Source organism: Acidovorax sp. HDW3 (assembly GCF_011303755.1).
GTDB lineage: Bacteria > Pseudomonadota > Gammaproteobacteria > Burkholderiales > Burkholderiaceae_C > Paenacidovorax.
This window is the reverse complement of sequence record NZ_CP049885.1, coordinates 2,229,060-2,243,791: the sequence shown is the minus strand read 5'-3', so window position 1 is coordinate 2,243,791 and position 14,732 is coordinate 2,229,060. Positions and strand designations below refer to the sequence as shown.

The following is a 14,732-nucleotide window of genomic DNA, read 5'->3' as shown; positions in this document are numbered from 1 at the left end:
TTTATTGGATGCGGTCGGCCAACAGCTGCCACACGGGCGTCAGGCCAGTGGGCAGGGGCGGCAGGCGGCCCAGGTCGGTGTGGGATTCTTGCGGGCTGTGAAAGTCGCTGCCGCGCGAGGCGGCCAGGCCAAACTCTTGCGCCATGGCGGCGTAGGTGGCGTATTCGGCCACGCTGTGGCTGCCGGTGACGACTTCCACCCCCTGGCCGCCATGCTGCTGGAATTCGGAGAACAGCGCGTATTCCTCGTTCGGGCTGAAGCGGTAGCGCGCCGGGTGGGCGATCACGGCCAGGCCGCCGGCGTTGCGGATCCAGCGCACGGCGTCGCCCAGCGCCGCCCAGCGGTGTGGCACGAAGCCGGGTTTGCCTTCGGTCAGGAAGCGGCGAAAAACCTCGTTCGTGTCCTGGCAGGCGCCGATTTCCACCAGGTAGCGGGCAAAGTGGGTGCGCGAGATCAGCTCCGGGTTGCCCACATAGCGCAGCGCACCCTCGTAGGCGCCGGCAATGCCGGCAGCCGCCAGCTGCGCCGCCATCTCTTGTGCGCGGGCGCCGCGCCCGCCGCGTGTGGCGGCCAGACCCTGGGCGAGGGCGGTGTCGCTGGCATCAAAGCCCAGGCCGACGATGTGCACCGTGGTGCCGATGAAGGTGACGGAAATCTCCACCCCCGTGAGGTAGGGCAGGCCCAGGGCGCGGGCAGCGGCGGCGGCGCGCTGCTGGCCGCCGATCTCGTCGTGGTCCGTCAGGGCCCAGAGTTGCACGCCGTTGGCGTGCGCACGCGCAGCCAGTTGCTCGGGCGTGAGCGTGCCATCGGAGACCACGGAGTGGCAGTGCAGGTCGGCATTGAGAAGGGTGGTAGTCACGCAGAAATTCTAAGGGCCGGCCCGGGGTGGCGCCGGGCATAGAGCGGCAACCCTACTGTGGGTGGGCTGCGGGAGAACCCGCTTGCACTTAAATGTAATTGAATGTATTTTCAGCACGATCGTTCTTTTATTTCGGTGGTGCTGATGCAACTCGACAATATTCCTGTGTTTCGCAAGCTTTGGGGCATGTTTTTGGCGTTGATGCTGGCGGCGCTGGTCATTTCTGCCTGGCAGCTCCATCGTGCCAACCAATCCATGTCGCAGGCATTGCAGGATGCGATAGCCATCGAAGGACGGATTACGGAGGCGGTGCGCTGGCGGGGTGATTCGGAAACAGCCGTGACCATGCTGATGGGCGCGGCGGTGACGTCCGATGCCGTGCTGGCGCAGCAGTACGACGCCAAGGTCAAGGAGCTGCTCGTGGCTGTGGGCCAGTTGCAAAGTGACATCGTCGCGCACACGCAGCAGGCGCAAGAAAAAGTGGCGTTGCAAGAGGTGCTGACGCAGTACGCCGCGCTGCAAGCCGCCACGCGCCGGGCCTGGGATTTGAAGGGCGAGGGCGATGGTGTGGAAACGCAGCGTTTTGCCGACGAGGAGCTGGCGCCGCAGGTGGTGCGCTTTTTGAAGGCGCAAGAGGCTTTTGTGGCCCAGCTCGGCGTGAGCCGCGACGCCGTGGTGGCGCAGGCGCGCGAGCGCCGCGTGCGCTACGCCATCGAGGGCCTGAGCGCCACGGCCTTGGTGATGGGGCTGTTTTTGTTTCTCGCCTGGAAGCTGGTGCGCTCCATCAACAACCCGCTGCAGCAGGCCGGCGGCGTCATCGAGGCCATTGCCAACGGTGAACTCACGCGTGAGCTCGACAGCCAGCGCAAGGACGAGTTCGGGCAGATGCTGCGCGCCCTTGCTGGCATGAGCCAAGGGCTGCGCAGCGTGGTGGCGCAGGTGCGCAGCGGCGTGGAGTCCGTCACCACGGCGGCCGGTGAGATGGCGCAGGGCAACCATGACCTGTCGGCGCGCACCGAGCAAACGGCGTCGAACCTGCAGCAAGTCGCCAGCAGCATGGAGCAGCTCACGGCCACCGTCAGCCAGTCGGCCGATACCGCGCGCCAGGCGCACCAGCTCGCCGACGAGGCCGTGCAGGCCGCCCAGCAAGGCGGCCAGGTGGTGCAGCAGGTGGTCGATAGCATGGAGGGCATCACGGCGTCGAGCCGCAAGATTGGCGACATCATTGGCGTGATCGACGGCATCGCCTTCCAGACCAACATCCTGGCACTCAACGCAGCAGTAGAGGCCGCGCGTGCTGGCGAGCAGGGCCGGGGCTTTGCCGTGGTCGCCGGTGAGGTGCGCAACCTGGCGCAGCGCAGCGCCGAGGCGGCCAAAGAAATCAAGCAGCTCATTGCGCAGTCGGCAGGCAGCGTGGCCAGCGGCTCGGCCCAGGTGGCGCAGGCCGGCCAGAGCATGGCGGCCATCGTGCAAAGCGTGCGCCGGGTGGGCGATTTGATTGGCGAGATTTCCGCCGCCAGCGCCGAGCAGCGTGACGGCATCGGCGCCGTCAACCAGGCGGTCACGCAGCTCGATCAGATGACGCAGCAAAACTCAGCCCTGGTCGAACAATCGAGCGCTGCCGCCGCTGCCATGCGCGAGCAGGCACAGCACCTGAGCGCTGTGGTGGCGCGGTTTGATGTGGGCGCACAACCCGCAGTGGCTGCAGCCGCTGTTGTGGCGCGGACGCCGCATTTTGTAAGTGCGAATAACAATTCGCTGCAGCGCCTTGATTACTCCTAAATTGATAGCTGCTGGCGCTTGATGGACAAGCGCTAGAGCCTTGTTTTGCTTTGAAAAACAGCCTGTGCTGGCGTTGGTGCGCTGTGCGTGGACGGTGCGCGTCAGTTCGATGGGGGGGAATTGTGCGAGCATGGCGGTATGGCAACGCCGCAGGGTGCGGCAGTTTCATACGGAGTGCACAACGATGTTTTTCAATCATTTGTCGGTGGGCCGCAAACTGTGGGCCCTGGTGCTGGGGCTGACGCTGGCCCTGTTGGTCTTGATGGGGGCGCTGCTGTCGCATTTGCTGGGGTTGAGCGACGAGGCAGCGCGCACCGTTCAATTCAGCGAAAACCGCATCAGCATGGCGGTGCGCTGGCGCGGCATGGTGGCGCTTGATGCGCACCGCGCCGTGATCCAGATGAGTACCAGCGACACGCCCCTGGCCGAGCGCATGAACAAGGAATCGAGCACCAGCACCCAGGCCATTACGGATGTGCAAAACAAGGTCAAGGAGCTGGTTGTTACGGATGAAGGCAAGGCCCAGCTCGAACGCATTGGCGCTGCGCGCAGCCAGGCGCTGGACATCATCAAGCAAGCCGCAGCCCTGCGCAGCAAGGGCGATACCGCAGCGGCTGCGAGCCTGATCCAGGATAAATTGCAGCCGGCGGTCGATGCTTACATCGCCGAGCTCGATAAATTCGTTGTGCTGCAAGAGCAACGCCGCGACGAGACCAAACAACAGGCACAGGACAAGCGCCAGAGCGCGCTCTGGTTGGGCCTGGCCATTGGCGCTGTGGTGGTACTGGGGGCGCTGGCCTTGTCGGCCTGGTTTGTGCGCTCGCTCACCGAGCCGCTGCAGCGCGCCGTCAGCCTGGCGGACGCGATTGAAGGCGGCGACCTGACGCAGGATGTGCACGACGAGCGCGGTGACGAGCTTGGCCAGCTGCTGCGTGCCCTCTCGGCCATGGGTGCCAAGCTGCGCACCGTGGTGGGCGAGGTGCGCTCGGGCGTCGAGTCGGTTTCGGCAGCGGCGGGCGAGATTGCCACCGGCAACCACGACCTGTCGGCGCGCACCGAGCAGACGGCGGCCAACCTCGAGGAGACGGCGGCCAGCATGGAAGAACTCACCGCCACCGTGACGCAGTCGGCCGACACCGCGCGCCAGGCCAATCAGCTCGCCGCCAACGCCGCCCAGGCCGCACAGCGCGGTGGCGAGGTGGTGGGCCAGGTGGTTTCGAGCATGGAGCACATCACCGAATCGAGCCGCAAGATCAGCGACATCATCGGCGTGATCGACGGCATTGCCTTCCAGACCAACATCCTGGCGCTCAACGCCGCTGTGGAAGCCGCGCGCGCTGGCGAACAAGGCCGGGGCTTTGCCGTGGTGGCCGGTGAGGTGCGCAGCCTGGCGCAGCGCAGCGCCGAGGCGGCCAAAGAGATCAAGGGCCTGATCACGGCCAGTGTGCAAAACGTGGAGCAGGGCTCGCAACAGGTCGGCCAGGCCGGGCAGAGCATGGGCGAGATTGTCGAGAGCGTGCGCCGCGTGAGTGACCTGATCGGCGAGATCACCGCTTCAACCACCGAGCAGCGTGACGGCATCGGCCAGGTCAACCAGGCGGTGGCCAACCTCGACCAGATGACGCAGCAAAACGCCGCCCTGGTGGAAGAAGCCAGCGCCGCCGCCGCCTCCATGAGCGAGCAGGCGCAGCGCCTGGCGCAGGTGGTGTCGGTGTTCAACGTCGGCGGCTACGCCAGCAGCAATGCGGGACGCAGCGCCCCGCGCACCAGCCCGGCGCCCCGCCCGGCGCCCCGTCCGGTGGCGGCCAAGCCCGCAGGCAAACCCCTGCCCAAGCCCGCCGCCAAGGCCGTGCCGGCCCCCGCTGCTGCGCGCATTGCCGCCAGCCCCAAGCCGGCTGCGCCACCGGCGAGCGCCGAGGGCGATTGGGAAAGCTTCTGACGCCGGCAGGCGCACAACAGGACAGGGCGGCCCGACGGGCCGCCCTTTTTCTTGGGCCTGGGTTGTGTGGTGCGTGGCGTGGCGATGTCTGGCAAGCGAGTGCTTTTGAAACAATTAAACACACGTAAACTTACGGCTTGTTCGCTGCGCGCCGTGGGGCGCGTTTTTTTCGCCTGTACAGAGGCCCCCCGCGCGGGGCTGGGTTTAGGGAGTGTTTACCCGTTATGTCGTTCAACCATTTGTCGGTCGGCCGCAAGCTGTGGGCCATTGTGTTTTTCCTGATGGCGTCTTTGGTCGCGCTGGCGTTCGGGATGCAGCAGTACACCGTGCACATTGAGGAGGAGACGGCACGCAACGTGGCGTACAACAGCGAGCGCATTGCCACCGTGCTGCGCTGGAAGGGCATGACGGCCCTGGCCGTAGAGCGCCAGCTCATTGCCGTGGCGGTTGACGATGCCAAGCTGGTGCAGCGCCTGCAGGAGCAGGTCAATGCCGGTATTCAGGAAATTTCGGTGCTGCAAAAGCGCATTGTGGAATCGACCCGTACCGACGAAGGCAAGGCGCAGCTGGCGCGCGTGGGTGAGGCGCGCGCCGAGGTGCTCAAGGCCAAGGATGAAATCCAGGCTGCGCGCAGTACCGGCGACGTTGCCACGGCGCAGCGCCTGGTGGCAGAGCGCCTGCAAACGGCGGTGGGCCGTTATGGCCAGGCGCAGGAAGACTTCTTGAGCCTGCAGGAGCGCCGCCGCAGCGAGGCCCACGCAGCGGGCGAGCAGGCGCGGGTGACAGCGCAGTGGCTGGGCGCGGGCATCACCCTGGTGGTGCTGGCGGTGGGCGCTTTCCTCGCCTGGCTGACGGTGCGCTCCATTACGGAGCCGCTGCAACGTGCGGTGGGCATGGCCGACGCCATCAAGGACGGCGATTTGACGCAAGACGTGCACGATGAGCGCGGCGACGAGCTCGGCCACCTGCTGCGCGCGCTCTCGGCCATGGGCGCGCAGCTGCGGGCCGTGGTGGGGGAGGTGCGCTCAGGCGTTGAATCGGTCTCTAGCGCCTCCAGCCAGATTGCCAGCGGCAACCAGGATTTGTCTTCGCGCACTGAGCAAACCGCCGCCAGCCTGGAGCAAACCGCAGCCAGCATGGAGGAGCTGACCGCCACCGTGACGCAGTCTGCCGACACCGCTCACCAGGCCAACCAGCTGGTGGCCAACGCCGCCCTGGTGGCGCAGCACGGTGGCGAGGTGGTGGGCCAGGTCGTCTCCAGCATGGAGCACATCACGGCGTCGAGCCGCAAGATCAGCGACATCATTGGCGTGATCGACGGCATTGCGTTCCAGACCAACATCCTGGCGCTCAACGCCGCCGTGGAAGCCGCGCGCGCTGGCGAGCAAGGCCGGGGTTTTGCCGTGGTGGCTGGCGAGGTGCGCAGTCTGGCGCAGCGCAGCGCCGAGGCGGCCAAAGAGATCAAGGGCTTGATTACGGCCAGCGTGCACAGCGTGGAGGCGGGCTCGCAGCAGGTCGAGCAGGCGGGCCAGAGCATGGAGGAAATCGTTGCCGCCGTGCGCCGCGTCAGTGATTTGATTGGCCAGATCACCGCCTCCACGCGCGAGCAGCGCGACGGCATCGGCCAGGTCAACCAGGCGGTGGCCAACCTCGATCAGATGACGCAGCAAAACGCCGCCCTGGTGGAGCAATCGAGCGCTGCCGCAACCGCCATGCACGACCAGGCGCAGCGCCTGGCGCAGGTGGTGTCTGTGTTCAACGTCGGCGCACAGGCGGCGGCCTCTGCCCCCGCACGCACGGCCGCGCTTCAGCGCCGCCCAGCTGCGGCCCCGGCCAAACCACTGGCACCAACTCCCGCCCGCACCCGGGTTGCCGTGGCTGCCAAACCGGCAGCAGTACCCGCATCAGTGCCCGCCCCCCGCCTGGGCAGCAGCCAGCCCAAGGCCACAGCGGCAACGACAGCGCAGGACGACTGGGAAAGCTTCTGACTGGGGAGGCCCGCCTAAACCCGGGCTTTCCCAGGGGGCGTTCAGTCGCGCCCTGTGGCACAAATGCCCCCCGGCGGCGCACCCGCGCCGTCTTGTGGGGGATATATGAGCGTTTCAAAAAACCACAGCCCACTGTACTTCCCCGCGCTCGACGGGGTGCGCGGCTGGATGGCGCTGGGGGTGTTGGTTGCCCATGTGCACCTGGCCTGGTTTCCGGGGGCCATGGTGCTGATGGAGCTGTTTTTCGTCATCTCCGGCTTTCTCATCACCAGCATTGTTTGGCGTGGGGTGCAAGGCGGCGCTGGGGTGGATTTGCTGGTTTTTTGGCAGCGGCGCCTGCAGCGCCTGATGCCAGCGCTGGTGTGCGTGGTGGCGCTGTGCTCGGTAGTGGCGTGGACGGTGGTGCCCGATTTTGGCGTGGTGGCGCGCGATGCGCTGCAGACGCTGCTGTATTACTCCAACTTCACCAAGCTCTACAACTACATCTACCCCGGCCCCTTTGCCCAATCCTGGTCACTGGCGGTAGAAGAGCAGTTCTACCTGCTTTGGCCGGTGCTGTTTTTTGCTTTTTACAAAGGGCATTTGCGCCGCTGGCAGGCGGCGTCGGTATTGGTCGCGCTGGCCCTGGCCTGCATGGCCTGGCGCTATCACCTCATTGCCCAGGGCGCACCCTGGTCGCGGCTGTACTACGCCCTCGATACGCGCATGGATGCCTTCGTCGTCGGCGGTTTGCTGGCGCTGTGGTACCCCCGGCTCAGTGCCTGGAGCCAGGGGCGCTGGGCGCATGGTCTGCTGTCGTTGGCCGCCTGTGCTTTTCTGGTACTGGTGCTGTGGGGTACGCCCAAGGAACTGGCGTATTTTTATTGGCAGCAAACGGCAGCGGTGCTGACGGCGGCGCTGCTGGTGCTGCTGCTGGCATCGCCGCGTGTGGGGATGTTTCAGTGGCTGTGCAGCCTGCCGGTGAGCAAGTTTTTGGGGCGGCGCTGCTACAGCCTGTATCTCTGGCATTGGCCGGTGATCTGGATTTTGCTCATGCTGCGCCCCTGGCCCGAGGCTGACAAACCCTGGCTGCTGGCCCTGGTGCTGCCGCTGACGGTGCTGCTGTCGATGGGCAGCTACCGCTGGTGCGAGCGCCCCTTCATGCGCCAGCGCCGCGCCCTGGCGCAGGCCGCGCAGGCGCCTGCGCTGGCGCTGGCGCCGGGCGTGGCGTGAGGCTCACGCCTGCCAGCCCTCGACCAGAAACTGCACACGCCGCTGGCCGCGCCATTCGTTCACGTCCAGGCGAAAAGCGAGCAGGGCGTGCTCGGGCAGGGGTTCGTTGTGGCCAAACCAGATGGCATCGACCGGCTGGCCCTGGTATTGCAGCTTGAGCTGCAGATGGTTTTTGGCTTCGCCCACCAGGCGCTGGCTCAGCACCTGCACCTGGTCGCTGAAGGTGGGCGGGGCAAAGCCCTGGCCCCAGACTTCGCCGGCGAGCAGATCGACCAGGTCGGCGTGCAGGTACTCGGGTGCCAGCGGGCCATCGGTTTCGAGCTGGCGCGTGAGCGTGGCGGTGTCCAGCCATTCGCTGGCGACTGCGGCCAGGGCCTGCTCGAAAACCTCGAAATGCTCCTGGGCGATGGTGCAGCCCGCCGCCATGGCGTGGCCGCCAAACTTGAGCAGCACCCCCGGGTGGCGCTTGGCCACCAGGTCGAGCGCGTCGCGCAGGTGAAAGCCGGCGATGGAGCGGCCCGAGCCCTTCAATTCATGCGCCTTGCCCGGCGCACCGCTGGCGGCAAAGACGAAAGTGGGGCGGTGCAGCTTGTCCTTGATGCGCGAGGCGACGATGCCGACCACGCCTTCATGAAAATCCGGGTCGAACACGCTCACCGCTGGCGGTGGCTGGTCGGCTGCCGGGAACAGGTTTTCGGCCAGCGCAAAGGCTTGTTCGCGCATTCCACCCTCGATGTCGCGGCGCTCGCGGTTGATGGCGTCGAGCTGGCGCGCCAGCGCCTGCGCGCGGGTAGCGTCGTCGGTCAGCAGGCATTCGATGCCCAGCGTCATGTCCGCCAGGCGGCCGGCGGCGTTGATGCGCGGCCCGAGGGCGAAGCCGAAGTCGAAGGTGCTGGCCTGCTCCCAGGGGCGGGCGGCCGCCTCGAACAGCGCCCGCATCCCGGCGGGCATGGCACCGGCGCGCACGCGCTTGAGGCCCTGGGCCACCAGGCGGCGGTTGTTCGCGTCCAGGCGCACCACGTCGGCCACCGTGCCCAGGGCGACGAGCGGCAGCAGCGGCTCCAGGCGCGGCTGGCTGGCGGCGTCGAACACGCCGCGTGCGCGCAGCTCGGCACGCAGCTGCAGCAGGGTGTAGAACATCACGCCGACGCCCGCCAGGCTCTTGCTCTCAAACGTGCAGCCGGGCTGGTTGGGGTTGACGATGGCGTTCGCCGGCGGCAGCTCGGTGCCGGGCAGGTGGTGGTCGGTAATGAGCACGGCCAGGCCCAGCGCCTTGGCCGCCTGCACGCCGGCCACGCTGGCGATGCCGTTGTCCACGGTCACGAGCAGGTCTGCGCCCTGGGCGTGCACGCGCTCGGCAATGGGCGGCGTCAGGCCGTAGCCATCGACCACGCGGTCGGGCACCTGGTAGCTCACCTGCTGCGCGCCCAGCAGGCGCAGGCCGCGCACGGCCACGGCGCAGGCGGTGGCGCCGTCGCAGTCGTAGTCGGCGACGATGCAGATGCGCTGCTGCTGGGCGATGGCGTCGGCCAGCAGGCGGGCGGCGGCTTGCACGCCCTGCAGGCCGGCAGGGGGCAGCAGGCGCGCCAGGGCGGCGTCGAGCTCGTCGCTGCTGCGCACACCGCGTGCGGCGTACAGGCGCGCAAGCAGTGGGTGCAGGCCGCTTTGCTCCAGGGCCCAGGCGCTGCGCGGTGGAATGTCTCTTGCTATTATTTTCATAGCTGCTCGCGCAGGTGTATCAAGCGCTGGGGCCTGAAAAGGCTGTGAATTTTCTGCCCCAGGGAGCGGGGCGCGCTGCGCCAGCTGCGGGCATGGCGCTCGCCGCACAGGGTCAGCTGCACGGCCTGGCCGTTGGCCGCCTGGCGCGCCAGGGGGGCGAGCACTTCGGTGTCGATGGAGCGCCAGGCCGCCGTCCAGGCGCTCCAGTCTTCTTGCAGGGCGGGCGTGCGCAGGCGCTGCTCCAGGGTGACGTGCGGGCGGGCCGGTGGCCGTTGTGCCAGGCTGCCGGCGCCGTGCAGCCAGAAGGCGTTCACGGGCGGCAGGCCGCGCGCGGTGCGGGCGTCGTTGAAGGGGTGGTTGTAGAGCAGCATCTGCAGCTCGCTGTGCAGGCGCTGCCACAGGCGCTCCTGCGGGCCGCGCGGCAGCCAGTGGCGCACGTCGCGGCCCTGGGCTTGCTCCAGGGTGGCGCATTCCAGGCCGGCCAAGTGCGCGCCGCTGGCCAGCCAGCGTTCGGGGCTGTGGTACTGCAGCGTGATGCCGTCCTGCTCCAGCCAGGGGGCGATCAGCGCCAGCAGCGCCTGCGATTCTTCGGCCTGCAAGCCCAGCGCAGCCACCGGGTGCATGTGGATCTGGTCGGCGCCCACTTGCCAGTGGCAGGGCGTGATCCAGGCGCAGGGCTGGCCGGTGTGGGCGCTCTCCCAGGCGGCCCAGGGGGTGGCGGGCGCGGGCAGGCCCAGGGCGCGGGCCAGGGCGCGTTCGTGCGGGGCGGCGTAGTCAAGCTCGTCGCCCAGCTCGGGTGGGCAGGGGGCCAGGCGTGCCAGCAGCTGGTGCAGCTGCGGCAGGGCCAGGCCGGGCAGGGTTTGCGCACAGCCTTCGGCCAGGGAGCTGGCGTAGGCGATGAGCACGTGGGGCTGGTCGGACATGGGGCGGTATTGTCCAAGATGCCACAATCGGCCCGCCCCGCGCGGGGCTGCTTTCTTTTTTCTCATCCATGCAAATCCCTTACGAACTGGCCCTGGGCTGGCGTTACACGCGCGCCGGCCGCGCCACACGGCGCAACGGCTTCATCTCGTTCATCTCGGGCGCTTCCATGCTGGGCATTGCCCTGGGCGTGGCGGCGCTGATCATCGTGCTGTCGGTGATGAACGGCTTTCAGAAAGAGGTGCGCGACCGGATGCTCAGCGTCGTCTCGCACATTGAAATCCTGGCCCCTGGCGGCGCGGCCCTGCCCGATGTGGCCCGCACCATGGCCGAGGCACGGGCCAACCCGAATGTCGTCGGTGCTGCACCTTTTGTAGCGGCTCAGGCACTGCTGGCGCGCGGTGAGGAAATGAAAGGCGTGTTGCTGCGGGGCATAGACCCGGCCCTTGAAGGCGATGTCACGGACCTGGCCGCCGCCCAGCCCGAGGTGCTGCAGCAGTTGCAGCCGGGGCAGTTTCGCATCGTCCTCGGGCTGGAGCTGGCGCGCCAGCTGGGCGTGCGCGTGGGCGACCGGGTGACGCTGATCGTGCCCAGCGGCCAGGTGACGCCGGCGGGCGTGCTGCCGCGCTTGAAGCAGATGGAGGTCGCGGGCATCTTCCACTCCGGCCACTACGAGTACGACGCCGCGCTGGCGCTGCTGCACCACGAGGATGCGCAGCGTCTGCTGCGCCTGGAGGGGCCGACCGGCGTGCGCCTGAAGCTCAAGGACTTGCACCAGGCGCCGGCGGTGGCGCACGAGCTGGCGCAAACGCTCAGCGGCCCGGTGCGGGTGCGCGACTGGACGCAGCAGAACAAGACCTGGTTTGCCGCCGTGCAGGTGGAAAAACGCATGATGTTCATCATCCTGACGCTGATCGTGGCTGTGGCCGCGTTCAACCTCGTCTCCACCCTGGTGATGACGGTGCAGGACAAGCGCGCCGACATTGCCATCTTGCGTACCCTGGGCGCGAGCCCGGCCAGCATCATGGGCGTGTTCGTGGTGCAGGGCGCCATGGTCGGGGTCATAGGCACCCTGGCCGGGCTGCTGCTGGGGCTGGCCGTGGCGTGCAACATCGACGTCATCGTGCCCGCCATCGAGCAGGCGCTGCACACCAGCTTTTTGCCCCAAGACATTTACCTCATCAGCCAAATGCCCAGCGACCCACAGGCCAGCGACATCGTGCCCATCGGCCTCATCTCCTTGCTGCTGGCCTTCGTGGCCACCCTGTACCCGAGCTGGCGCGCCAGCAGCGTGAACCCGGCGGAGGCGCTGCGTTATGAATGACATCGTGTTGCAGGCCCAGGCCCTGGGCAAACGTTTTACGGAGGGGCCGCTGGACGTGACGGTGCTCGCTGGCGTCGATCTGCAGGTGCGCCGGGGCGAGACGGTGGCCATCGTCGGCGCCTCGGGCTCGGGCAAGAGCACGCTCTTGCACCTGCTCGGCGGCCTCGATGCGCCCAGCAGCGGCAGCAGCACGCTGTGCGGCCAGCGCCTGCAGTCGCTTTCGGCGGCCGAGCAGGGGCGGCTGCGCAACGCGCAGCTGGGCTTCATCTACCAGTTCCACCACCTGCTGCCGGAGTTTTCTGCGCTCGATAACGTCGCCATGCCGCTGCGCATTCGTCGCCTGCCGCTGGCCGAGGGCCACGCCCGCGCCGCCGAGCTGCTCGATGCAGTGGGCCTGGGTGCGCGCGTGCAGCACCGCCCGGCCGAGCTCTCGGGCGGCGAGCGCCAGCGCGTGGCCATCGCCCGCGCCCTGGTGGGCCGGCCCGCCTGCGTGCTGGCCGACGAGCCCACCGGCAACCTCGATCGCAGCACGGCCGATGGCGTGTTTCGCCTCATGCTCGATCTGGCGCGCAGCCAGGGCACAGCGTTTGTGATGGTGACGCACGACGCCGCCTTGGCCGCGCGCTGCGACCGCGTGCTGCACCTGGTGGCGGGGCGGCTGGCTTAGCTTTTTTGATAATTGTCGTTATAATTGCGGGCTTTGCAGCGTGTCGCTGGCCGGGTGGCCAAGTCGCGTGTCTCAAACGCCGCAAGAAAACCGCAGCAATGGCTGCGCTCCACCCGAAGGAACAACCATGGTCGTGATCCGACTCTCTCGCGGCGGCTCCAAAGCCCGTCCTTTCTACAACATCGTCGTCGCCGACAAGCGCGTGCGCCGTGATGGCCGCTTCATCGAGCGCCTGGGCTTCTACAACCCCCTGGCCAAGGGCGGCGAAGAAGGTCTGCGCATTGCCCAAGACCGCCTGGCCTACTGGGTCGGCGTCGGTGCCCAGACGTCCGACACCGTCGATCGCCTGGTCAAGCAAGCCGCCAAGAAGGCCGCTTAAATCTGCCGGGGCCTGTGCCCCAGCCCAGGGCGGGTGCCGTCGGTTCATACTGGCGGCCCCGCCTTTTCTTTTTTCTGCCATGCCTGAATTTCCACCACTTGCAGCCGCTGCGCTGCCCACCGACGCCGTCGAAGTTGGCCGTATTGCCGAAGCCTGGGGCGTCAAGGGCTGGTTCAAGGTGCACGCACACAGCAGCAATCCCGAGGCACTGTTTACCGCGCGCGAATGGTTTTTGCAGCCCGCCGAGCGCGGCGCAAAAACCTTCGCCGACACGCGTGTGCTGGCGCTGCGCCAGGTGCGCCCCCATTCGGATTCCATCGTCGCCAGCGCCGAGGGCGTGGACGACCGCAGCAGTGCCGAGCTGCTGCGCGGGGCGCGCATTTTCATCGCCCGCAGCTACTTCCCGCAGACGGAGGATGGCGAGTATTACTGGGTCGATCTGATCGGCCTGGCCGTGGTCAACCGCGAAGGCGTGGCCCTGGGCCAGGTGCGCGAGCTGCTGGCCACCGGGCCGCAGACCACGCTGGTGCTGAGCTACGAGCAAGACGGCAAGGCGGGCGAGCGCCTGATTCCGTTCGTCTCGGCTTTTGTCGATCAGGTCGATTTGCCGGGGCGCCGCATCACGGTCGATTGGCAGCCCGATTACTGAACGGCAGGCCATGCGCTTTGACCTCATCACCCTGTTCCCCGAGCTGTTTGCGCCTTTTTTGAGCGCCGGCGTCACGCGCCGCGCCTACGCCAGCGGCCAGGTGCAGGTGCACCTGTGGAACCCGCGCGACTGGGCCGAAGGCAACTACCGCCGCGTGGACGACCGCCCGTTCGGCGGCGGCCCCGGCATGGTGATGCTGGCCGAGCCGCTGGCCGCCTGCCTGGCGGCGATCCGCGCGGCGCGCGCCGAGCCTGTGCCTGAGCAGGCGCCGCTGGTGCTGTTTTCGCCCATTGGCGAAAAGCTGCAGCACGCGGGCGTGGCGCGGTGGGCCGACAGCCGTGGTGCCATCTTGCTGTGCGGGCGCTACGAGGGCGTGGACCAGCGCTTCATCGATGCCGAAGTGCAGCAGCAAATCAGCTTGGGCGACTTCGTGCTCTCGGGCGGCGAGATTGCCGCCATGGCGCTGCTCGACGCCGTGGCGCGCCTGCAGCCGGGGGTGCTCAACGATGCGGGCAGCCACCAGCTCGACAGCTTCAACCCGGCGCTCGGCGGGCTGCTCGATTGCCCGCACTACACCCGGCCCGAGGTGTGGCGCGGCCAGGCCGTGCCGGCGCCGCTGCTCTCGGGCCACCATGCACAGATCGAGCGCTGGCGGCGCGAGCAAAGCCTGGCACTGACGGCGCGCCAGCGCCCGGAGCTGCTGGCCCAGGCCCGCGCCGAGGGGGCATTGAGCCGCCAGGACGAGGCCTTTTTGGCAAAAAACGCCAGCCCGTTATAATGGCGGGCTTTTCGATCCTCTGGCCGGCCGCTGCACTGCGATGCAGCCACATGGCGCCAATCCCGGCGCTTGCCAATTCTGGCGCGGACAAGAACGCAAGGAAATGAACATGAATCTGATCCAGACTCTTGAGCAGGAAGAAATCGCCCGCTTGAACAAGGAAATCCCTGAATTCGCGCCCGGCGACACCGTCATCGTCAGCGTGAACGTGGTCGAAGGCACGCGCAAGCGCGTGCAGGCCTACGAAGGCGTGGTGATCGCCAAGCGCAACCGTGGCCTCAACAGCGGCTTTACCGTGCGCAAGATCTCCAGCGGCGAAGGCGTGGAACGTACCTTCCAAACCTACAGCCCGCTGATCGCCAAGATCGAAGTCAAGCGCCGTGGCGACGTGCGCCGCGCCAAGCTGTACTACCTGCGCAGCCGCAGCGGCAAGTCGGCCCGCATCAAGGAAAAGCTGCCGGCCCGCAAGGTCGCTGCCGTGGCCGCCCAATAAGCTGCCCGCAGTCTGCAGACTT

Annotated in this window: 13 protein-coding genes; 10 read left to right on the top strand and 3 right to left on the bottom strand. The window is 67.6% G+C overall.

Features of this window, described 5'->3' with window-relative positions; genetic code table 11:
• Nucleotide 1: 1 nt before the first annotated feature.
• Nucleotides 2–859: a 3',5'-nucleoside bisphosphate phosphatase gene (locus G7045_RS10215; protein WP_166159538.1), complete on the bottom strand. Its 858-nt coding sequence runs from the start codon at nucleotides 857–859 to the stop codon at nucleotides 2–4.
• A gap of 144 nt (nucleotides 860–1,003) precedes the next feature.
• On the opposite strand from G7045_RS10215, the gene G7045_RS10210 reads away from it, so the two are divergent.
• From G7045_RS10210 to G7045_RS10195, 4 genes are all read left to right on the top strand, one after another.
• Nucleotides 1,004–2,641 (top strand): methyl-accepting chemotaxis protein, encoded by a 1,638-nt coding sequence (locus G7045_RS10210; RefSeq protein WP_166159537.1) that lies wholly within the window; start codon nucleotides 1,004–1,006, stop codon nucleotides 2,639–2,641.
• A gap of 184 nt (nucleotides 2,642–2,825) precedes the next feature.
• On the top strand, nucleotides 2,826–4,580 hold the full coding sequence (locus G7045_RS10205; RefSeq protein ID WP_166159536.1) for a methyl-accepting chemotaxis protein: 1,755 nt from the start codon (nucleotides 2,826–2,828) through the stop codon (nucleotides 4,578–4,580).
• A gap of 224 nt (nucleotides 4,581–4,804) precedes the next feature.
• Nucleotides 4,805–6,568, top strand: a complete 1,764-nt coding sequence (locus G7045_RS10200; protein ID WP_166159535.1) for a methyl-accepting chemotaxis protein — start codon at nucleotides 4,805–4,807, stop codon at nucleotides 6,566–6,568.
• Nucleotides 6,569–6,673: 105 nt separating this feature from the next.
• The gene (locus G7045_RS10195; protein WP_166159534.1) at nucleotides 6,674–7,780 is read left to right on the top strand and encodes an acyltransferase; all 1,107 of its coding nucleotides are present in this window, start codon (nucleotides 6,674–6,676) and stop codon (nucleotides 7,778–7,780) included.
• A 3-nt stretch (nucleotides 7,781–7,783) separates the two neighbouring features.
• On the opposite strand, the gene recJ is transcribed toward G7045_RS10195, so the two are convergent.
• Both recJ and G7045_RS10185 read right to left on the bottom strand, forming a co-directional pair.
• Nucleotides 7,784–9,499: a single-stranded-DNA-specific exonuclease RecJ gene (recJ, locus tag G7045_RS10190; protein ID WP_166159533.1), complete on the bottom strand. Its 1,716-nt coding sequence runs from the start codon at nucleotides 9,497–9,499 to the stop codon at nucleotides 7,784–7,786.
• On the bottom strand, nucleotides 9,496–10,422 hold the full coding sequence (locus G7045_RS10185; protein ID WP_166159532.1) for a phosphoglycerate mutase: 927 nt from the start codon (nucleotides 10,420–10,422) through the stop codon (nucleotides 9,496–9,498). Before G7045_RS10185 ends, recJ begins: the two co-directional genes overlap by 4 nt.
• A 68-nt stretch (nucleotides 10,423–10,490) precedes the next feature.
• On the opposite strand from G7045_RS10185, the gene G7045_RS10180 reads away from it, so the two are divergent.
• The 6 genes from G7045_RS10180 (at nucleotide 10,491) to rplS (ending at nucleotide 14,710) form a co-directional block, all read left to right on the top strand.
• Nucleotides 10,491–11,744: a lipoprotein-releasing ABC transporter permease subunit gene (locus G7045_RS10180; protein WP_166159531.1), complete on the top strand. Its 1,254-nt coding sequence runs from the start codon at nucleotides 10,491–10,493 to the stop codon at nucleotides 11,742–11,744.
• A complete protein-coding gene (lolD, locus tag G7045_RS10175) occupies nucleotides 11,737–12,411 on the top strand; it encodes a lipoprotein-releasing ABC transporter ATP-binding protein LolD (RefSeq protein ID WP_166159530.1) in 675 nt (224 codons plus the stop codon). The genes G7045_RS10180 and lolD overlap by 8 nt, the downstream gene beginning before the upstream one ends.
• Before the next feature lie 127 nt (nucleotides 12,412–12,538).
• Nucleotides 12,539–12,790: a 30S ribosomal protein S16 gene (gene rpsP, locus G7045_RS10170; RefSeq protein WP_166159529.1), complete on the top strand. Its 252-nt coding sequence runs from the start codon at nucleotides 12,539–12,541 to the stop codon at nucleotides 12,788–12,790.
• Nucleotides 12,791–12,869: 79 nt separating this feature from the next.
• Nucleotides 12,870–13,439, top strand: coding sequence for a ribosome maturation factor RimM (gene rimM, locus G7045_RS10165; protein WP_166159528.1), 570 nt, complete (start codon nucleotides 12,870–12,872; stop codon nucleotides 13,437–13,439).
• Between the two features lie 10 nt (nucleotides 13,440–13,449).
• Entirely contained in the window at nucleotides 13,450–14,217 is a 768-nt protein-coding gene (gene trmD / locus G7045_RS10160; RefSeq protein WP_166159527.1) for a tRNA (guanosine(37)-N1)-methyltransferase TrmD, read from the top strand.
• A gap of 109 nt (nucleotides 14,218–14,326) precedes the next feature.
• The gene (gene rplS, locus G7045_RS10155; protein ID WP_166159526.1) at nucleotides 14,327–14,710 is read left to right on the top strand and encodes a 50S ribosomal protein L19; all 384 of its coding nucleotides are present in this window, start codon (nucleotides 14,327–14,329) and stop codon (nucleotides 14,708–14,710) included.
• Nucleotides 14,711–14,732 lie beyond the last annotated feature (22 nt).